20 protein-coding genes are annotated in these 19,942 nt (G+C 62.9%); 19 read left to right on the top strand and 1 reads right to left on the bottom strand.

Annotation, left to right across the window (positions count from 1 at the left end; translation table 11 throughout):
• The first annotated feature begins 40 nt into the window (after positions 1 to 40).
• The 18 genes from thrB to ACKAMS_RS27915 all read left to right on the top strand — a co-directional run bounded on the left by thrB (position 41) and on the right by ACKAMS_RS27915 (position 17,868).
• A complete protein-coding gene (gene thrB, locus ACKAMS_RS28000; protein WP_408989873.1) occupies positions 41 to 985 on the top strand; it encodes a homoserine kinase in 945 nt (314 codons plus the stop codon).
• A gap of 503 nt (positions 986 to 1,488) precedes the next feature.
• Positions 1,489 to 3,627 (top strand): transcription termination factor Rho, encoded by a 2,139-nt coding sequence (gene rho / locus ACKAMS_RS27995; RefSeq protein ID WP_047889191.1) that lies wholly within the window; start codon positions 1,489 to 1,491, stop codon positions 3,625 to 3,627.
• A 225-nt stretch (positions 3,628 to 3,852) separates the two neighbouring features.
• Positions 3,853 to 4,089, top strand: coding sequence for a 50S ribosomal protein L31 (gene rpmE / locus ACKAMS_RS27990; RefSeq protein ID WP_003941310.1), 237 nt, complete (start codon positions 3,853 to 3,855; stop codon positions 4,087 to 4,089).
• A gap of 146 nt (positions 4,090 to 4,235) precedes the next feature.
• Positions 4,236 to 5,315 (top strand): peptide chain release factor 1, encoded by a 1,080-nt coding sequence (prfA, locus tag ACKAMS_RS27985; protein WP_003941341.1) that lies wholly within the window; start codon positions 4,236 to 4,238, stop codon positions 5,313 to 5,315.
• 77 nt (positions 5,316 to 5,392) lie between these two features.
• The gene (prmC, locus tag ACKAMS_RS27980) at positions 5,393 to 6,325 is read left to right on the top strand and encodes a peptide chain release factor N(5)-glutamine methyltransferase (RefSeq protein WP_019749178.1); all 933 of its coding nucleotides are present in this window, start codon (positions 5,393 to 5,395) and stop codon (positions 6,323 to 6,325) included.
• Positions 6,322 to 6,984 (top strand): L-threonylcarbamoyladenylate synthase, encoded by a 663-nt coding sequence (locus tag ACKAMS_RS27975; protein WP_003941345.1) that lies wholly within the window; start codon positions 6,322 to 6,324, stop codon positions 6,982 to 6,984. Before prmC ends, ACKAMS_RS27975 begins: the two co-directional genes overlap by 4 nt.
• Positions 6,985 to 6,986: 2 nt before the next feature.
• Positions 6,987 to 8,312 (top strand): serine hydroxymethyltransferase, encoded by a 1,326-nt coding sequence (gene glyA, locus ACKAMS_RS27970; protein ID WP_080910658.1) that lies wholly within the window; start codon positions 6,987 to 6,989, stop codon positions 8,310 to 8,312.
• Complete coding sequence (locus tag ACKAMS_RS27965) at positions 8,309 to 9,496, top strand: glycosyltransferase family 4 protein (RefSeq protein ID WP_019749176.1); 1,188 nt, start codon at positions 8,309 to 8,311, stop codon at positions 9,494 to 9,496. Before glyA ends, ACKAMS_RS27965 begins: the two co-directional genes overlap by 4 nt.
• A gap of 32 nt (positions 9,497 to 9,528) precedes the next feature.
• The gene (locus tag ACKAMS_RS27960) at positions 9,529 to 9,999 is read left to right on the top strand and encodes a hypothetical protein (RefSeq protein ID WP_408989872.1); all 471 of its coding nucleotides are present in this window, start codon (positions 9,529 to 9,531) and stop codon (positions 9,997 to 9,999) included.
• Between the two features lie 280 nt (positions 10,000 to 10,279).
• Positions 10,280 to 11,107, top strand: coding sequence for a F0F1 ATP synthase subunit A (gene atpB / locus ACKAMS_RS27955; protein ID WP_019749174.1), 828 nt, complete (start codon positions 10,280 to 10,282; stop codon positions 11,105 to 11,107).
• An 83-nt stretch (positions 11,108 to 11,190) separates the two neighbouring features.
• A complete protein-coding gene (locus tag ACKAMS_RS27950) occupies positions 11,191 to 11,433 on the top strand; it encodes an ATP synthase F0 subunit C (protein ID WP_003941327.1) in 243 nt (80 codons plus the stop codon).
• A 7-nt stretch (positions 11,434 to 11,440) separates the two neighbouring features.
• Positions 11,441 to 11,998: a F0F1 ATP synthase subunit B gene (locus tag ACKAMS_RS27945; RefSeq protein ID WP_019749173.1), complete on the top strand. Its 558-nt coding sequence runs from the start codon at positions 11,441 to 11,443 to the stop codon at positions 11,996 to 11,998.
• Between the two features lie 5 nt (positions 11,999 to 12,003).
• Positions 12,004 to 12,828 (top strand): F0F1 ATP synthase subunit delta, encoded by an 825-nt coding sequence (locus ACKAMS_RS27940; protein WP_003941304.1) that lies wholly within the window; start codon positions 12,004 to 12,006, stop codon positions 12,826 to 12,828.
• A gap of 62 nt (positions 12,829 to 12,890) precedes the next feature.
• Positions 12,891 to 14,534, top strand: coding sequence for a F0F1 ATP synthase subunit alpha (gene atpA, locus ACKAMS_RS27935; RefSeq protein ID WP_019749171.1), 1,644 nt, complete (start codon positions 12,891 to 12,893; stop codon positions 14,532 to 14,534).
• A 48-nt stretch (positions 14,535 to 14,582) separates the two neighbouring features.
• Positions 14,583 to 15,566 carry a F0F1 ATP synthase subunit gamma gene (locus ACKAMS_RS27930; protein WP_003941320.1) on the top strand — a complete coding sequence of 328 codons (984 nt, stop codon included), beginning with the start codon at positions 14,583 to 14,585 and terminating at the stop codon, positions 15,564 to 15,566.
• Between the two features lie 3 nt (positions 15,567 to 15,569).
• Complete coding sequence (gene atpD, locus ACKAMS_RS27925; RefSeq protein WP_003941349.1) at positions 15,570 to 17,021, top strand: F0F1 ATP synthase subunit beta; 1,452 nt, start codon at positions 15,570 to 15,572, stop codon at positions 17,019 to 17,021.
• 6 nt (positions 17,022 to 17,027) lie between these two features.
• On the top strand, positions 17,028 to 17,396 hold the full coding sequence (locus ACKAMS_RS27920) for a F0F1 ATP synthase subunit epsilon (RefSeq protein WP_019749170.1): 369 nt from the start codon (positions 17,028 to 17,030) through the stop codon (positions 17,394 to 17,396).
• A gap of 49 nt (positions 17,397 to 17,445) precedes the next feature.
• Positions 17,446 to 17,868, top strand: a complete 423-nt coding sequence (locus tag ACKAMS_RS27915) for a DUF2550 domain-containing protein (protein ID WP_029255703.1) — start codon at positions 17,446 to 17,448, stop codon at positions 17,866 to 17,868.
• Positions 17,869 to 17,878: 10 nt separating this feature from the next.
• Here ACKAMS_RS27915 and ACKAMS_RS27910 read toward each other — a convergent pair whose 3' ends face one another.
• Complete coding sequence (locus tag ACKAMS_RS27910; RefSeq protein ID WP_408989871.1) at positions 17,879 to 18,451, bottom strand: cob(I)yrinic acid a,c-diamide adenosyltransferase; 573 nt, start codon at positions 18,449 to 18,451, stop codon at positions 17,879 to 17,881.
• A gap of 54 nt (positions 18,452 to 18,505) precedes the next feature.
• Between ACKAMS_RS27910 and murA the strand changes: the two genes are divergently transcribed.
• Positions 18,506 to 19,765: a UDP-N-acetylglucosamine 1-carboxyvinyltransferase gene (gene murA / locus ACKAMS_RS27905; protein ID WP_003941314.1), complete on the top strand. Its 1,260-nt coding sequence runs from the start codon at positions 18,506 to 18,508 to the stop codon at positions 19,763 to 19,765.
• The last annotated feature ends 177 nt before the right edge of the window (positions 19,766 to 19,942 follow it).

Below are 19,942 nucleotides of genomic sequence, written 5' to 3'. Positions count from 1 at the left end.
CGTGGATTCATCGACCACTCCGCGGAATCCGGTGTCTGACATGACTATAACCCTGCCTATCGGCCTTTCGGTGACTGCTCGCGTCCCGGCCTCGAGTGCAAACTTGGGGCCGGGGTTCGACACCCTCGGTCTGGCGTTGGGGTTGTACGACGAAATCGTGGTCACCACAACGGATTCGGGCCTTCAGATTCGCGTCGAAGGTGAAGGCGCTGCCGACGTACCTTGGGGTCCTTCGCATCTCGTGGTTCGCGCTATCGAGCGCGGTCTCGAAGCGGCCGGGGTGTGGGCTAGTGGCCTGGACGTGTTGTGCCGCAACGCGATCCCGCACTCGCGCGGGTTGGGATCCTCGGCTTCTGCGGCTGTCGGCGGACTGGCAGCAGCCAACGGTCTGGCGCGCGCACTCGATGCCGAGATCGGCTTGACGGCAGAGCAGCTGGTTCAACTCTCGTCCGAGTTCGAAGGTCACCCGGACAATGCGTCTGCCAGTGTTCTCGGTGGCGCAGTCGTCTCGTGGAGTTGCCCACCGGCCGTCGAAGGCGACGAGCCGATCTACTCCGCGGCGAAACTCGATGTCCATCCCGACATCCGTGCTGTGGCACTGGTTCCCGAGGAGCGGTCGTCCACCGCACACACTCGCGGCCTCCTGCCCGAATTGGTTCCGCACCAGGATGCCTCGTTCAACGCGAGCCGCAGCGCGCTGGCTGTCGTTGCGCTCACTGCTCGGCCCGATCTGTTGATGGCAGCCACCGAGGATCGCCTGCATCAGGCGCAGCGCGCACCCGCACTGCCGCTCACGACGCGATGGATCGGGATCTTGCGCGAGGCGGGCATTGCCGCGACCGTTTCGGGAGCAGGCCCCACCGTGTTGGCGCTCAGCACAGAGCCTTTCCCCGTCGAGCTCGCCGAAGCGGCGCGGGCAGACGGACTACGTGTGCTCGAATTGGACATCGCCGACGGCGTCGAAGTATCCACGACGACGGTCTGATCCCTGCCTTGGTCCTGGTGATCGCCCACTACCGATCGGTAGTGAACTGACACACCCAGTCGTCCAAATTCTTGCCGGACTCAGGTTTGGACGCTATCCTGGGCTATGTCCGTACATCGTGCGCGTCAGTCGCCGGTGCATCACCAGGGGGCAAAACTCCTTCCCAATCGGGGTCCACAGTCCTTGGCATGATTCTCGCAGGCATGATCCTCACGCTTGTACCTTCTTCGAAGGTTTGAATCCTCCGCGGATCGAACACTCAGAGGTTCCATATCTCTGGGGTTCAACACACGGGGGAGTGAATCGTCGACGAAGGCGCGTTGGGCAGGTTTGCGAGCGCATGAAAAGTTTGAGGCGAGAGTTTCCGACAATCATGTGACGGCGGACAAGCCGGCAGTTCTGGACAGCAACCACGTACGGCACCACCGAGTTCGGTATTCAATCGAACTGCGGGACGAACCCTCGACTTTGCGCAGTGCGAGTGAGGGAAGGAAAGGACCTCCGTGACCGATACGGACCTCATCGCCACTTCTGCACCCGCCGGGTCGGAATCAGGCGACAATTCTCAGGCGTCATCTTCAGCATCGAACGGTGCGGTGGCGACCTCCACGAAGCGTGCCGAAACGCGCCGTGGTGCCGGACTCTCCGGCATGGTGCTCACCGAACTCCGCACTCTTGCGGGTGAACTGGGCATCAAAGGCACTTCCGGCATGCGCAAGGGCGACCTGATCGCAGCCATCAAGGAGCGCCAGGGCGGCAGCGCAAAGGCTGCACCCGCACAGAGCGAACTCACTCTCGACGACGCACCCGTTGCGCGCACTCGTGCCAAGAGCGCCCGCGCCGCACGCACCGAAACCCCCGCAGCCGAAACGGCTCCCGCGGCAGAATCCGCTCCTGCCGAGGCAGCGCCTGCGCGTACCGAATCCGCCGAGGATTCCGATCAGAGCGCACCCCGTCGTGGACGTCAGCGTCGCGGCGCCGCTCGTCGTGCAGGTTCACCCGACCAGGGTGAACTGAGCATCGAGCAGGACACTCCTTCGGCAAAGTCCGACGCGGACACCTCGAAGGCTGTCGATACCTCGAAGGTCACCGAGACCGCCAAGGCTGAGGCTCCGGTCGAGCGTCCTGCGCGCACCGAGGGCAAGTCCGACGCTGATCAGGCTCCCGCCGAGCAGGGCAACGAGCGTCCCCGCCGCGAGCGCAACCGGGACAATCAGGGCCAGCGAGATAACCAGGGCCAGCGCGAGAACCAGGGCAACCGGGGTAACCAGGATCGCCAGGATCGCCAGGACCGTCAGGATCGCGGCAATCAGAACAACGCCGGCCAGAACAACGCCGGTCCGCGTACGGACAACCGCAACAACGGACCGGACGACGACGAAGAGGGTGGACGCGGACGCCGCGGACGCCGTTTCCGCGAGCGCCGTGGCCGTGGTCGCGACCGCGGTGAGGGTGGCGCACCCAACGATTCGCGTGAGACCGAAATCCGCGAGGACGACGTCCTTCAGCCGGTCGCCGGCATCCTCGACGTGCTCGACAATTACGCCTTCGTGCGTACGTCCGGGTACCTCGCCGGTCCCAACGACGTCTACGTCTCCATGAACCTGATCCGCAAGAACGGCCTTCGCCGTGGCGACGCCATCACCGGTGCCGTCCGCGTCTCGCGTGACGGTGAGCAGGGCAGCCAGCGTCAGAAGTTCAACCCGCTGGTCCGCATCGACACGGTCAACGGCGGCGACGTCGAGGCCGCGAAGAAGCGCCCTGAGTTCAACAAGCTCACGCCGCTGTACCCGAACCAGCGTCTGCGCCTCGAGACCGAGCAGCACATTCTCACCACGCGTGTCATCGACCTGGTGATGCCCATCGGTAAGGGCCAGCGCGCCCTCATCGTGAGCCCGCCCAAGGCCGGTAAGACCAGCGTGTTGCAGGCGATCGCGAATGCCGTCGCCACCAACAATCCTGAGTGCTACCTGATGGTCATCCTCGTGGACGAGCGTCCCGAGGAAGTGACCGACATGCAGCGCAGCGTGAAGGGTGAGGTCATTTCCTCCACCTTCGACCGCCCGCCGGGAGATCACACCGCAGTTGCCGAGCTGGCAATCGAGCGTGCGAAGCGCCTGGTCGAGATGGGTAAGGACGTCGTCGTACTGCTCGACTCCATCACGCGTCTGGGTCGTGCGTACAACAACTCCTCGCCGGCGTCCGGACGCATCCTCTCCGGTGGTGTCGACTCGACGGCGCTCTACCCGCCGAAGCGTTTCCTCGGCGCTGCCCGCAACATCGAGAACGGCGGATCGCTCACCATCATCGCCACGGCGATGGTCGAGACCGGATCCACCGGCGACACCGTGATCTTCGAAGAGTTCAAGGGCACCGGCAACGCCGAGCTCAAGCTCGATCGCAAGATCGCCGAACGCCGCGTGTTCCCGGCCGTGGACGTCAACCCGTCCAGCACGCGTAAGGACGAGCTGCTCCTGAGCCCGGACGAAGCTGCTGTGCTGCACAAGCTCCGCCGCGTCCTGTCCGGTCTGGACTCGCATCAGGCCATCGATCTGCTGATCGATCGACTGAAGAAGAGCAAGAACAACCTCGAGTTCCTGATGCAGGTCTCCAAGACCGCACCGGGTGCGATCGACGACTGATCGACTCGACGTCAAAGGCCCACAACCAGCTGGTTGTGGGCCTTTTGCGTGGGCGGAACAAAACCGAGGGGCAGTGCGTTGACAACTTCGTACAGCCACCCCGAGGCGTGCGAGACGCGGATTATCTGGTGAGGTACCGCATCTGGCATACTGAACGGCCGAGTCCGGTTCCGGTTCACGATGTCGATTGGCGACGTCGACCCGGCGACCATTGAAAGGGACACCATGAAGGCAGGAATCCACCCAACCTACGTAGCGACCACCGTCGTCTGCGGTTGCGGTAACACGTTCGAGACCCACAGCACCAAGGAGTCCGGACGCATCAACGTCGAGGTTTGCTCGCAGTGCCACCCGTTCTACACGGGCAAGCAGAAGATTCTCGACACCGGTGGACGCGTCGCTCGCTTCGAGGCTCGCTACGGCAAGCGCGCAGACAGCAAGGTCCCGGCCACCGAGTCCTAGCTGTTCCGCCGACGCCCGATCTGCCATGCGCAGATCGGGCGTCGGCTTTTTTGTGCCTGCACTCGGTTTGCGCGTTTCCCGGGTCCCGGCGTCGAAATACCTTCAAGCGCGCACCGTAGGAATCGAAACTCAGAGCGGAGCGAACCATGGCAGGCGCAACCCAGCCCTCGGCCATCGACGACATCTTGGCGGAGCACGCCGGTCTCGAAGCGCAGATGTCCGATCCGGCGCTGCACAACGACCCTGCCGCTGCCAGGCGCGTCGGTAAGCGGTTCTCCGAGCTCTCGCCGATCATGTCGACGTACAACAAGCTCACGGCTGCGCAGGACGATCTGGAAGCTGCGCGCGAACTCGCCGCCGACGATTCCAGCTTCGCCGCCGAGATCCCCGATCTCGAAGCCGAGGTCGCGCAGCTCGAGCAGACGCTGACCGATCAGTTGGCACCGCGTGATCCGCATGACGGCGACGACATCGTCCTCGAAGTGAAGTCCGGTGAGGGCGGCGAAGAATCCGCGCTCTTCGCCTCGGACCTGGCCCGCATGTACGTCCGCTACGCGGAACGGCACGGCTGGCGCGTCGAGATCCTCGACGCGACGGTCTCCGATCTCGGCGGATACAAGGAAGCCACGCTGTCGATCAAGAGCAAGTCAGATACCCCGGACGGAGTGTGGGCGAGGCTCAAGTTCGAGGGCGGGGTTCACCGCGTCCAGCGAGTGCCCGTCACCGAATCCCAGGGACGCGTACACACTTCGGCCGCCGGCGTTCTGGTCTACCCGGAGCCCGAAGAGGTCGAGCAAGTCCAGATCGACGAGAGTGACCTGCGTATCGACGTCTACCGTTCGTCCGGCAAGGGCGGTCAGGGCGTCAACACCACGGACTCCGCGGTTCGAATCACGCACCTTCCGACCGGCATCGTCGTCACCTGCCAGAACGAGCGCTCGCAGCTCCAGAACAAGGCGCGTGCCATGCAGGTGCTTGCAGCCCGTTTGCAGGTAGTCGCCGAGGAAGCCGCGGACGCAGAAGCGTCGGCAGGTCGCCAGAGTCAGGTTCGGACGGTGGACCGTTCGGAGCGCATCCGCACCTACAACTTCCCTGAGAACCGCATCACCGATCACCGCATCGGATTCAAGTCGCACAACCTCGACGCAGTGCTCGACGGTGAGCTCGACGCACTTCTCGACGCATTGGGCAAGGCGGACCGAGAGGCGCGTCTCGCGGCCGAGTAGATGCAGACCATGACTGACCTCCGTCCCGCCGGGAACTCGGTGAACCGCGTGTCGGTCGAGCGTGGCAGGCTGTACCCGTGAGTCGACTTCCACTTCGTTTGGCGCTGATCGAAGCTGCAAAACAGCTCGACGCCGCAGGTGTGCCCAGCCCACGCACCGACGCCGAGTTGTTGGCATCCCACCTGCTCGGCGTCGAACGCACGCGTCTCGGGCTGATTCCGTTGGTCGATCCTGAGGTCATCGCGGCGTTCGACGAGTTGGTGGCGCAACGCGTGAAGCGGATTCCGTTGCAGCACATCATCGGAGTCGCATCGATGGGCAACATCGACGTCGCTGTCGGTCCGGGTGTCTTCATTCCGCGGCCCGAAACCGAATTGCTCATGGGTTGGGCGCTCTCGTTCCTCGAAGGTTGCGGAAGCAAGCCGCCGGTAGTTCTGGACCTGTGCACGGGATCGGGTGTACTCGCGCTGTCCATCGCCGAGGCCCGTCCAGACGCCGTCGTTCACGCCGTGGAGAAAGAGCCCGCCGCGTTGGCGTGGGCGCGTCGTAATGCTGCCGACCGCGAGGCCGCCGGTGATACACCGATCCATCTGCATCAGGGCGATGTCACCGATCGGAACCTGTTGCCAGGGCTCGAGGGCGGCGTCGATCTGGTCGTGTCCAATCCGCCGTACATCCCCGAAGGCGCGCAATTGCAGCCTGAGGTCATGGATTACGACCCGCACACCGCGTTGTTCGGTGGCGCCGACGGTCTGTCCGTCATCAAACCCATGATCAGCAACATCGCGCGGTGGCTTCGAATCGGCGGCGCGGCAGGCATCGAGCACGACGACACCAACGGCGACGGCGTCGCTGCGCTGTTCTCGGCGCGCCGGGTGTTCGGCGACGTTGCGCAGCATCCCGATCTTGCCGGTCGTCCGCGTTTCGTCGTCGCCAGACGTGTCGCCACCGACGTCGAAGCGCAGCGGAATCGAACGCCCGAAGTGCAGAGTGAAAGGATGGCTGAGTGAGCACCGTGTACGACTGCAGTCAGACAGATTCCCGAACCGCAGGCTTGGCCGCCGCGAAGAACGCGCTCAAGGCCGGCCGACTCGTAGTTCTCCCTACCGACACCCTTTACGGACTCGCCGCGGACGCGTTCGACAGCGAAGCTGTCACGAGTCTGTTGCGTGCCAAGGGACGCGGGCGAGACATGCCCGTCCCGGTACTGGTCGGATCGTGGAACACCATCGACGGGCTCGTCTACAGCGTGCGCCCCCAGGCCCGGGATCTGATCCGCGCGTTCTGGCCCGGCGGACTGAGCTTGGTCGTCGAGCAGGCGCCTTCACTTGCCTGGGACCTCGGTGATACCCGCGGAACCGTCATGCTCCGCATGCCCCTGCACCCGGTTGCCCTCGAACTGTTGCGCGATGTCGGACCGCTTGCCGTCTCGAGCGCCAACATTTCGGGGCGTCCGCCGGCAACTACCGTCGAGGAAGCCCGAGATCAGCTCGGCGGATCTGCCAGCGTGTACCTCGACGGAGGCAAGGCCGAACACGCCGTTGCTTCCACGATCGTCGACCTGACCGGCAATTCACCGCGTATCTTGCGAGTGGGTGCCGTCTCGGCAGAATCCATCGCCGAGGTATTGGGCACCAGTCCGGAAAGCCTCGTAGAGGGAGTTTCGTAACGATGGTCGGCGCCGGCGGCGAGCGCGCGGGGGAATCCACGTATTGGGGACCGGATTTCGGTGAGCTTGCCACGGCGGACCCCGAGATCGCGGCTGTTGCGCTGGCCGAACTCGAGCGTCAGCGCGGCGGGCTTCAACTCATCGCAAGCGAGAACTTCACCAGCCCCTCGGTACTGGCTGCCTTGGGTTCGACCCTGAGCAACAAGTACGCCGAGGGCTATCCGGGTCGGCGTTACTACGGCGGGTGCGAGTACGTCGACGTAGCCGAGAATCTGGCGATCGACCGGGCAAAGGCACTGTTCGGCGCCGAGCACGTCAACGTCCAGCCGCATTCGGGGGCCACCGCGAATCTCGCGGTGTACGCCGCATTCGCCAAGCCCGGCGACACCGTATTGGCGATGAGTCTGCCGCACGGTGGGCATCTGACTCACGGGTCTCGGGTCAGCTTTTCGGGGCAGTGGTTCACCACCGTTCCCTATCACGTCGATTCGGCCACCGAATTGATCGACTACGACGAGGTTCGCACCCTGGCTCTGGCGCACAAGCCGAAAATCATCGTCGCCGGCGCGACCGCGTACTCCCGAACCATCGACTTCGCAGCCTTCCGGTCGATCGCGGACGAGGTTGGTGCGATCCTGTGGGTCGATGCCGCCCACTTCATCGGACTCGTGGCAGGCCGGGCGATACCGTCGTGTGTTCCGTATGCCGACGTGGTCTCCGCGACGACGCACAAGGTCCTCAGAGGTCCGCGCGGCGGAATGATCTTGTGCCGCAGCGAGCATGCCTCGGCTGTCGATCGCGCGGTGTTCCCCTTCATTCAAGGCGGCCCGATGATGCATGCGATCGCTGCGAAGGCGGTTGCCTTCAAAGAAGCGTCGACGCCGGAATATCGTTGGTATGCACAGGAAGTGGTTGCCAATGCGTCGGCGCTCGCGCAGTCGTTGGAAGCTCGCGGCCTGCGCACCGTGTCCGGTGGAACCGACACGCATCTGGCGCTTCTCGACCTGCGCGCAAGCGGTGTCACCGGAGTCGACGCCGAGCGTAGGTGCGGACTGGCTTCGATCACGCTCAACAAGAACGCGATTCCGTTCGATCCGCAGTCGCCGGCCGTCACGTCCGGAATCCGCGTCGGATCCGCGGCCGTGACGACCCAGGGATTCAACACGTCCGACATGAGCGTCGTGGGGGAGTTGATCGCGCGTGCAGTCGTAGCGGATCCAGCCACCACGTCAGGGGAGGCCGAGTTGGCATCAGTTGCCGACGGCGTTCGCGAACTGGTACGGGCAAAGCCTGCCTATCCCCGCCAGACGGGTGATCTCGCGCAGTGATCACTTCCTACGAGGCGACCACGTATCTGGCACAGGGCGGCGGGGGAGCGGGTGTTCCCATCCGTGAACTGTTGCTCGTGCTGTGTACGGCGGCGGTAGTGACATACCTGGCGACTGGCGCAGTCCGGTTGTTGGCGCTGCGGTTCGGCGCCGTCGCCATACCGCGTGATCGGGACGTTCACGTCGAGCCGATTCCGCGCCTCGGTGGCGTCGGAATGTATATCGGCATGGTTGTCGGTCTGCTGTTCGCGCAGCAATTACCGGCGCTCACAAGAGGTTTCGGCTTCGGTAGTCCGGATGTGCACGCTGCGCTCGTCGCGGGCGCCGTCATCGTCCTCGTGGGCGTGATCGACGACAGGTGGGGTCTCGACGCTCTCACCAAGTTCGTGGGTCAGGTGACTGCTGCCGGAGTTCTTGTGGTGATGGGCGTCAGTTGGTTCATCATCTACAACCCGTTCGGTGGTGACGGTGGGTCCACGATCATCCTCGATCAGATTCAATCGGGACTGTTCACGGTGGCTATCGCCGTGGCGACCATCAACGCGATGAACTTCGTCGACGGTCTCGACGGATTGGCCGCCGGTTTGGGCCTCATCGCGGCCTTGGCGATCCTCATCTTCTCGATCGGTCTGCTCCACGATCAGGGCGGCGACGCGAGTGTCTACCCGCCGGCGATGATCGCGGCGGCCTTGGCAGGCGCTTGTCTCGGTTTTCTTCCGCACAACTTCAATCCAGCGCGCATTTTCATGGGCGATTCCGGGTCGATGTTGATCGGTCTCATGCTTGCCGCGATCTCCACCAGTGCATCCGGTCGTATTCCGCTCACTGCTTACGGAACCCGCGACCTGGTCGGCCTCCTCGCGCCGTTGTTGCTGGTCGGTGCTGTGATGTTCATCCCGATGCTGGACATGCTCCTGGCCGTGATCCGCCGGACGAAAGCGGGCGTCAGTCCGTTCAGTCCGGACAAGATGCACCTGCATCATCGCCTCCTGCAAATCGGACACACGCACCGACGGGTTGTGCTGGTCATCTACCTGTGGGTCAGCGTTCTGGCTTTCGGTGCCGTCGGATCCTCGCTGCTCAATCGACAGCTGGTTGTCGTACTGGTTGCGGCCGGGTTGGTCATTGCCTTGTTCTTCACCGCGGTGCCGTCCCTGATCGATCGCAAGCAACAGCGTCGGTAGCCAAGTTTCCCGATCCATTACCCTTGGGCATCGTGACGAACACGCCGCAGCCTGTACCTGCCTCGCAACCCATCCCTGATTCGACCGCCGCCATGAAGTCGGCCGTGAAGTGGGGTGTGATGGGGCTGATCGCGCTGGCCGTGGTCGGCGCGCTCCTGGGCGGGCTCTTCGCCGGCAAGGAAGGCGTCTACGGCGCTTTGATCGGCGCAGCCGTCGGCGGCGGGTTCATCCTGTTCACGGCGCTGGGCGTGCTGCTCACAGCGAAGTTGCCTGCGCTCACGGCCGGTGCAGTTCTTCTCGGCACGTGGCTGCTGAAGATGATTCTCGCGATGGTTGTTCTCTTTGTCCTCTCGGACATGGATTTCTACAACAAGACCGCTCTCATCCTGGTCATCATCATGTCGCTGGTCGTCGTGCTCGGTGCGGAGACATACGGCGTTCTCGGAACCAAAACTCCGTACGTCGATCCCACTCCCAGCAGCAACGTCGACGACGACGAGTAGTACTACAAGAGGTAACTAATCGGACTTCCAGGTACCCCATCTACACAATGTCGTAGATGACTTGATAAGGTTCGGTTCAAGCGAGAGCAATGGTGGGCCGAGTAACACTCAGCCGACGATGCCATGTGCTCGCAGGTGGTCGAAATTCTGGCCACTGAGTCGACGAGAGTCGCCGACACCGACAGACGCCAGGCCCCTCTAGGGTTCTCCAGCTGCTGACGAATGCGCGAGTCGAACTTGTCGACTTGTAGATCGTCAATGTCCGATCGAACCGCAGTCAATGATGGCTGCGGACCGACTACGGGAGAGAACGCTGAGCGTCACCACCCTGGCCGCGGATGAATTCCATGCGCCGTCACTAGACGATTTTTTCCCGCCCTCCGTGTTGATTCACGCGGGCCCCTTCGAGCTCGACCGTCTGATGCTGATTCGTCTGCTGATGTCGGTGCTGGTCGCAGCCTTCTTCGTGATCGCGATGCGCAGCCCTCGATTGGTTCCCCGTGGGATGCAGAACGCCGCTGAGCTTGCGCTCGACTTCGTTCGTATCAACATCGCCGAGGAGATCCTGGGCAAGGAACAGGGCAAGCGCTTCCTGCCGGTCATCACGACGATCTTCTTCATCGTGGTCGCCAGCAACATGGCCAGCATCATTCCTTTCCTGAACATCTCGCCGAACGCACGAATCGGTATGCCCCTGGTACTCGCGGCGCTCGCCTACATCGTGTTCAACTACGTCGGAATCAAGAAGTACGGCTTCTTCAAGTACGTCAAGAGCAGCATCGTCGTTCCCGGCGTTCCGCTGCCCCTGCACTTCTTGTTGGTGCCCATCGAGTTCATCTCGACCTTCATCCTGCGCCCGTTCACGCTGATGGTTCGTCTCATGGCCAACATGTTGGCCGGCCACATCCTGCTGGTGCTGTTCTTCAGCGCGACGAACTACTTCTTCTTCGTGTCCGGCGGATTCCAGGCGATCTTCGGCGTTCCGTCGATCATCGCCGGTATCGCATTCACGTTCTTCGAGCTGCTGGTCATCTTCCTGCAGGCTTACGTGTTCGCGTTGCTGACCGCGGTGTACATCGAATTGGCGCTCCACGCCGACGAGCACTGACCTTTTACCTCCTCACCAGCTACACCAAGAACTGAGCCTCTTGCCGAATCCGGCAGAGGTCAACAGAAAGGGAATGGAACACCATGAGCATCGCTTACCTCGCTCAGGAAGTTGTCGAGACCAAGTCGCGCGGCTACGGAGCCATCGGCTACGGCCTCGCAGCAATCGGCCCCGGCATCGGCGTGGGCATCGTTGTGGGCAAGGCAATCGAAGGCATGGTCCGCCAGCCCGAGATGGCCGGCCAGGTTCGTACCACCATGTTCCTCGGTATTGCATTCACCGAGGCCCTCGCATTGATCGGCCTTGTCGCCGGTTTCATTTTCTAAGACAGACATGGGAGCCACCTTCGCAGTGCTCGCGGCAACAGAGGAGACACACAATCCTCTCTTGCCCGAGACATACGACATCGTGTGGTCCGCGGTTGCGCTCGTCGTAGTCGGTTTTGTCTTCTGGAAGCTCGTTCTTCCGAAGTTCCAGAAGGTCTTGGCCGAACGCACCGAGCAGATCGAGGGCGGCATCAAGAAGGCCGAAGACGCACAGGCAGAGGCAGCGGCCGCGCTCGAGCAGTACCGCGCGCAGCTCGCCGAAGCTCGTACCGAGGCAGCGCAGATCCGTGAGGAAGCGCGTACCCAGGGTCAGCAGATCATCGCTGACATGAAGGTTCAGGCGCAGGACGAGAGCGACCGCATCGTGGCCGCAGGCCACAGCCAGCTCGTCGCCCAGCGTCAGCAGATCGTCGCTGAGCTCCGCTCGGATCTCGGCAAGACCGCTGTAGACCTGGCCGAGAAGGTCATCGGGGAGTCTCTCGCCGACGACGTGAAGCGCGCCGGAACGGTTGATCGTTTCCTCAACGAGCTCGACACCGTCAGCGCTGATTCAGCCAGGAAGTGAGCAACATGTACGCAGCGAGCCGTGAAGCCTTGGCGCAGACTCGTTCTGCGCTGAGCAGTGCCCTGGGCGCCGTCTCTGCAGGAGCCGCAACTGCTGCTTCTGCTCAGGCTGGGTCCGAGCTCTTCTCGGTGGTCGAGGTACTCGACGGCCAGCGCGCTCTTCGCAGCGCGCTGGCTGACGCTTCGGCACCGGCCGCTGGTCGCCAGGCTTTGGCAGAGCAGTTGTTCTCCGGAAAGGTCGGCGCCGAGGCGCTCGCCACCGTGAAGGCAGCTGCAGGCCAGGACTGGTCTGCGGCCCGCGACTTGGTCAACTCGCTCGAACTGCTCGGACGCGAAGCTCTGCTCCGCGCCGCAGCCGATCAGAGCCAGTTGGACACCGTTGAGGACGAGCTCTTCCGTCTCGGTCGCATCGTGGCAGGGGATCCCAGCCTGGAGCAGACGCTCTCGGATCTGTCGGTTCCCGCAGCCCGCAAGCGTGAGTTCCTCTCCCGCTTGCTCTACGGCAAGGTCACCGCGGTCACCGAGGCACTCGCCGGACAGGCCGTCGGCCGGTTGAAGTCTGCACCCGCAGACACTTTCGATCAGCTGTCGAATCTTGCCGCAGCGCAGCGCGATACCACCGTTGCTCACGTTCGCAGCGCCTCGGCGTTGAGCTCGGAGCAGTCGGATCGCTTGGCCAGCACTCTTACCCGCACCTACGGGAAGCCGGTAGCAGTACACGTCGAGGTTGATCCAGAACTCCTCAGCGGCTTGGTCGTCCGGGTGGGCGACGAGGTTATCGACGGCAGCGCAGCGGGTCGACTCGCAGCACTGCGGAAGAACCTCAAGTAGTCCTTCAGCCGAACACATACTCCAGATCTTTTCGAAGACCAGACACCGAGAGCAGGAAAAACATGGCGGAGCTGACGATCTCCTCCGACGAGATCCGTAGCGCGATCGACAACTACACCGCGAGCTACTCCCCGGAGGCCTCCCGTGAGGAGGTCGGCACAGTGACCGACACCAGTGACGGCATTGCGCACGTCTCTGGCCTGCCTTCGGCTATGTCCAACGAGCTGTTGGAGTTCCCCGGTGGAATCGTCGGCGTCGCGCTCAACCTGGATGCCACCGAAATCGGTGCCGTCATCCTTGGCGATTACCAGAACATTCAAGAAGGCCAGGAAGTAAAGCGCACGGGCGACGTTCTGTCGGTTCCCGTCGGCGATGCTTTCCTCGGCCGCGTCATCGACCCGCTGGGTGCGCCCATCGACGGACTCGGCGAGATCGAGAGCACCGAGAACCGTGCACTCGAGCTCCAGGCCGCTTCGGTGCTCGAGCGCCAGCCGGTCGAAGAGCCGCTCCAGACCGGTATCAAGGCTATCGACGCCATGACCCCGATCGGCCGCGGCCAGCGCCAGCTCATCATCGGCGACCGCAAGACCGGCAAGACCGCGGTCTGCATCGACGCCATCCTGAACCAGAAGGCCAACTGGGATTCCGGCGATGTCAACAAGCAGGTGCGCTGCATCTACGTTGCCATCGGTCAGAAGGGTTCCACCATCGCGGGCGTCAAGGCTGCCCTCGAGGAGAAGGGCGCGATGGAGTACACCACCATCGTTGCTGCTCCGGCCTCTGATTCCGCAGGCTTCAAGTGGCTCGCACCGTACACCGGCTCGGCCATCGGCCAGCACTGGATGTACCAGGGCAAGCACGTTCTGGTCGTGTTCGACGACCTGACCAAGCAGGCAGAGGCGTACCGCGCCATCTCGCTGCTGCTGCGTCGCCCGCCGGGACGCGAGGCTTACCCCGGTGACGTCTTCTACTTGCACTCCCGTCTGCTGGAGCGTTCGGCGAAGCTGTCCGACGCACTCGGCGGTGGCTCGCTGACGGCTCTGCCGATCATCGAGACCAAGGCGAACGACGTCTCGGCTTACATCCCGACCAACGTCATCTCCATCACCGATGGTCAGGTGTTCCTCGAGTCCGACCTGTTCAACAAGGGCGTTCGCCCCGCGATCAACGTCGGTATCTCGGTCTCCCGCGTCGGTGGCGCTGCACAGACCAAGGGCATGAAGAAGGTTTCCGGTTCGCTGCGTCTGGAACTGGCTCAGTTCCGTGAGCTCGAAGCGTTCTCCGCTTTCGCATCCGACCTCGACGCTGCCTCCAAGGCTCAGCTCGAGCGCGGTGCCCGTCTGGTCGAGCTGCTCAAGCAGGATCAATACAGCCCGATCCCTGTCGAGGACCAGATCGTCTCGATCTACCTCGCCGGCGAAGGCATCTTCGACAGCGTTCCGATCGGTGACGTCCGTCGCTTCGAGAAGGAACTGCTCGAAGACCTCAAGCACTCGGCTGCTGGCGTCTACTCCAGCATCAACGGCGGTAAGGCACTCGATGCCGACAACGCTGCTGCGCTGATCGCTGCAACGAACAAGTTCAAGGAAGGCTTCATCGCATCCGACGGAAGCCGGGTCGTGAACGAGGCCGAGGCTGACGCTTTGGGCGCCGACGAGGTCGAGAACGAGCAGATCAACGTCAAGCGCAAGACCGTCAGCAAGTGACGTACGCGCCCATGACACTGCGAATTCCGAAGGGAGAGTGATTGATCGATGGCGAGCATTCTCGAATTGCGGTCTCGTATCAAGTCGGTCAACTCGACCAAGAAGATCACCAAGGCACAGGAACTGATCGCGACTTCGCGTATCACCAAGGCTCAGATTCGCGTCGCCGCGTCCAAGCCGTATGCCGAGGAGATCACGAAGGTACTCACCGAATTGGCGAGTGCGTCTGCTTCGCTCGATCACCCGTTGCTCAACGAGCGCCCGGAGCCCAAGCGGGCTGCGGTCCTCGTTGTCACCAGTGACCGCGGCATGTGTGGTGGCTACAACTCCAACGTCCTCAAGCAGGCAGAAGAGCTCATGGCTCTCCTCCGCAGCGAGGGCAAGGAGCCGGTCGTGTACGTGCTCGGTTCCAAGGGACTCGGCTACTACACGTTCCGCGGCCGCGACATCGGTGCTGCGTGGACGGGCTTCTCGCAGGATCCGGGTTACTCGGATGCAGCGAAGGCCAGCCGCCACCTGGTGGAGCTGTTCATGGCTGGTTCGGGTAACCAGGTTGCCGCTCCGAACGGTGAAGGCACGATCGAGGGCGTCGACGAACTCCATATCGTCTACACCCGCTTCGTGTCGATGCTGACGCAGACTCCCGAGGTTCGCCGTATGGCTCCTCTCGAGGTCTTCGTGTCGGAAGAGCGCATCGAACTCGGTGACGACATGCTGACCAACGGCCACGACGACGACCATGACAATGGCCCCGTCGCGGACTTCAGCTTCGAGCCCGAGCCCGAGAAGCTTCTCGGTGCTCTTCTCCCGAAGTACGTCAGCACTCGTATCTTCTCGTCGCTTCTCGATGCTGCGGCATCGGAGTCGGCAGCCCGTCGTACCGCCATGAAGGCCGCGACGGACAACGCAAACGAACTGGTGAACACGTTGAGCCGTCAGGCCAACCAGGCTCGCCAGGCCCAGATCACCCAGGAAATCAGCGAGATCGTCGGCGGCGCCAACGCGCTCGCCTCGAGCGCAGGAAGTGACTAGCACATGACCGCAGCAGTAACCGAAAACAACGGGGCAGGTTCGGCTTCGGCCGTAGCCGGCCGCGTCGTGCGGGTCATCGGTCCCGTCGTGGACGTTGAATTCCCGCGTGGCGCTGTTCCTGAACTGTTCAACGCCCTGAACGCCGAGATCACGCTTCCCTCGGTCGCCAAGACGCTGACGCTCGAGGTTGCACAGCACCTCGGTGACAACCTGGTCCGCACCGTCTCCATGCAGCCCACCGACGGCCTCGTCCGCGGCACTGCAGTGACCGACTCGGGCAAGCCGATCTCGGTTCCCGTCGGTGACGTCGTCAAGGGCCACGTGTTCAACGCCCTGGGCGATTGCCTCGACACCCCCGGCCTCGGCCGCGACGGCGAGCAGTGGGGCATCCACCGCAAGCCACCAGCCTTCGATCAGCTCGAAGGTAAGACCGAGATCCTCGAGACCGGCATCAAGGTCATCGACCTTCTCACCCCGTACGTCAAGGGTGGAAAGATCGGCCTGTTCGGTGGCGCCGGCGTCGGCAAGACCGTTCTGATCCAGGAAATGATCACGCGTATCGCTCGCGAGTTCTCGGGCACCTCGGTGTTCGCAGGCGTCGGTGAGCGTACCCGTGAGGGCACCGACCTCCACCTGGAAATGGAAGAGATGGGCGTCCTCCAGGACACCGCCCTTGTCTTCGGCCAGATGGACGAGCCGCCCGGAACGCGTATGCGCGTCGCCCTGTCCGCACTGACGATGGCGGAGTACTTCCGCGACGTTCAGGGCCAGGACGTCCTGTTGTTCATCGACAACATCTTCCGCTTCACGCAGGCAGGTTCCGAGGTTTCCACCCTCCTCGGCCGTATGCCTTCGGCAGTGGGCTACCAGCCCACGCTGGCGGACGAGATGGGTGAGCTCCAGGAGCGCATCACCTCGACCCGCGGTCGCTCGATCACCTCGCTGCAGGCTATTTACGTGCCTGCCGACGACTACACCGACCCCGCGCCGGCTACGACGTTCGCGCACCTCGATGCCACCACCGAGCTCTCGCGCCCGATTTCGCAGATGGGTATCTACCCCGCTGTGGATCCGCTGAGCTCGACCTCCCGCATCCTGGAGCCCGGCATCGTCGGTGCCGAGCACTTCCGTGTTGCCAACGAGGTCAAGCGCATCCTGCAGAAGTACAAGGAACTGCAGGACATCATCGCCATCCTCGGTATGGACGAGCTTCAGGAAGAGGACAAGGTCCTCGTCGGCCGCGCCCGTCGTATCCAGAAGTTCCTCGGCCAGAACTTCATCGTTGCCGAGAAGTTCACCGGTGAGCCCGGCTCCGTCGTGCCGCTCCGCGACACGATCGAAGCCTTCGACCGCGTCTGCAAGGGCGAGTTCGATCACCTGCCCGAGCAGGCATTCAACAGCTGCGGTGGACTCGACGACGTCGAAGCTGCAGCCAAGAAGATGGCCGGGAAGTAGTCCACGATGGCTGAGATGACCGTAGAACTCGTTGCCGTCGAGCAGCGCTTGTGGTCTGGTTCGGCGACGCTGGTCAGCGCTCAGACCACTGAGGGCGAAATCGGCATCATGCCCGGGCATGAGCCGGTCCTCGGCCAGCTGATCGAGGGCGGAACCGTGTCGATCACCCCGGTCGACGGCGAGCGTATCGTTGCTGCAGTACACGGAGGGTTCCTCTCCGTCACTGCGACGACGGTGACGATTCTTGCCGAGTCCGCGGACATGGCACAGGACATCGACGTCGAGGCAGCCAAGGCTGTCTTGGCCGAGAACTCGGGCGACCTCGAAGCGATTGCGGTCGCCAAGGGTCAGCTCCGGGCCGTCGAGCGCGCGTAAGTTACTCGAGTAAAGCCGCGACGGGAGCCGACGAACAGTGACATTCGGAATGACTGTGTTGATCATTCTGGTTGTGCTGCTCGCGGTTCTCGTTGCGGCTTTTCTGTATCGTCTGCTGGTTCTACGTCGCGGCGGTACCGCTGCACTGCTTCGTGTTCTGCCATCCCCGGGGGACAGCGGGTGGCGTCACGGAATCATTCGCTACGGCGAAAGCACCTTCGTCTTTTTCAAACTGTCGAGTCTGCGGCCGGGCCCGGACTCCAGGATTGATCGTCAAGGAATCGAGGTCGAGAGCCGTCGCTCTCCCTCGGGTACCGAATTCGACATCATGAGCGACGATATCGTCGTGGTCAAGGTCAACGACGGATCGTCGGCCTACGAAATCGCCTTGGACAGTGGAGCATTGACAGCTTTCCTGTCCTGGGTCGAATCACGGCCGGACGGGCGCGCCCGTAGGCGACGCACCGCCTGACCGGTCCCGCTCAAGCCCCGGCGCCGGGCTTCCAGAGCACATCGCCTTCAGGATTTGCCACTCTTCCCATGATGAAGAGCAGATCCGACAATCTGTTGAGATATTTCGCGGGGAGGACGCTGGTGTCTTCCGGGTTCGCATCGATGGCGGACCAGGCCGCACGCTCCGCACGCCGCGAGACGGTTCGTGCTACGTGAAGCAGGGCGCCCAGGGCAGTTCCGCCGGGCAGAATGAACGAATTCAACGGTGCCAGTTGCTCATTGAGCTCATCGCACCATCCTTCGAGTCGATCGATATAGGCCTGAGTCACTCGCAGCGGTGGGTACTTCGGGTTCTCGACGACAGGGGTGGACAGGTCGGCCCCCGCGTCGAAGAGGTCGTTCTGGATCTGGCGCAGCATCGTGAGCAGATTCTCCGGGGGTGTGCCGAGGGCAACGGCCACACCGATCGCCGCGTTGGTCTCGTCGCAATCCGCGTAGGCGACCAGACGCGGATCGTTCTTGGAGACTCGCGAAAAATCACTGAGGCCGGTGGTCCCGTCGTCGCCGGTCCGGGTGTAGATCTTCGTCAGGTGAACAGACATAGGGCTACGGTACCGGCGCGGTGCCGACGAGGTTGTGGCTCTAGGCTGTGAACCGTGAGTGAGCACTTTCTTGTGACCGGGGGTAACCGCCTCGAAGGTGAAGTACTGGTGGGAGGGGCCAAGAACAGTGTGTTGAAGCTGATGGCCGCTGCGCTGTTGGCCGAAGGCACCACTGTGGTGACCAACTGCCCGGACATTCTCGACGTGCCCCTGATGGCGGACGTCTTGCGAGGGCTGGGCTGCGAGGTCGAACTCGAAGACTCCGAAGTGCGGATCACGACGCCGGCCGAGCCGAAATATCACGCTGATTTTGACGCGGTGAAGCAGTTTCGGGCGTCGGTGTGTGTGCTTGGTCCGCTGGTCGCGCGTTGTCGACGCGCTGTTGTCGCACTTCCTGGCGGCGATGCGATCGGTTCGAGGCCACTCGACATGCACCAATCCGGGCTCCGCCTGTTGGGCGCGCGTAGCGAAATCGAACACGGATGTGTCGTTGCCGAGGCAGACGACCTTCACGGTGCGAACATTCGCCTGGTCTTCCCGTCTGTGGGTGCAACCGAGAACATCTTGATGGCAGCAGTGCTCGCCCGAGGTGAAACGGTGATCGACAACGCTGCACGTGAGCCCGAGATCGTTGATCTCTGCAACATGCTCAACGAAATGGGCGCCAAGGTGTCGGGCGGCGGAAGTTCGACGCTCACCATTCAAGGCGTCCGCAAGTTGGAGCCGACTACGCACCGCGTCATCGGTGACCGGATCGTTGCCGCAACGTGGGGTGTCGCTGCCTCCATGACCAGGGGCGACGTCCGCGTTCGCGGGGTGAACCACAAGCATCTCGGGTTGGTCCTCGACAAGCTTCGGACAGCCGGCGCGGAGGTGACTCCCGAGGTAGACGGTTTCCGTGTCATCCAGCGTGAACGGCCCAAAGCAGTCAATTTCGCAACATTGCCTTACCCCGGATTCCCGACAGACCTGCAGCCGATGGCAATCGGTTTGGCGGCGGTTGCCGAGGGCACCTCGATGATCACCGAGAACGTATTCGAATCGCGTTTCCGATTTGTCGAGGAAATGATCCGACTGGGCGCCGACGCTCGTACTGACGGTCACCACGCGGTGATCCGCGGAGTTCCAGTGCTGTCGAGTGCGCCGGTGTGGTCTTCGGACATTCGGGCAGGCGCCGGGCTCGTGCTTGCCGGGTTGGTCGCGGACGGAACCACCGAAGTCCACGACATCTTCCACATCGACCGTGGGTACCCGCGTTTCGTCGAGAATCTTCGTGGACTCGGGGGAGTGATCGAGAGGGTGGGCTCCGAATAGGTTCGGTGCTCGGCGTCACACTCGGGCCTATTCGCGATTGGCGGAAAGGCTTAACTGTCTGACCTGGCCTTGGCTAGTGAATCGGTGTTGTGACCAGGCGATTTGTGAATTGATTGAAGGTTCGCGTAACTTATTCCAAGTCAGAGCGACACGGACACCGACTCCCGCCTTCACGGC

The organism is Rhodococcus sp. 5A-K4 (genome assembly GCF_046097995.1).
Classification (GTDB): Bacteria; Actinomycetota; Actinomycetes; order Mycobacteriales; family Mycobacteriaceae; genus Rhodococcus_F; species Rhodococcus_F erythropolis.
Note: the sequence above shows the minus strand (reverse complement) of the source record. Positions and strands in the feature narration are given on the sequence as shown.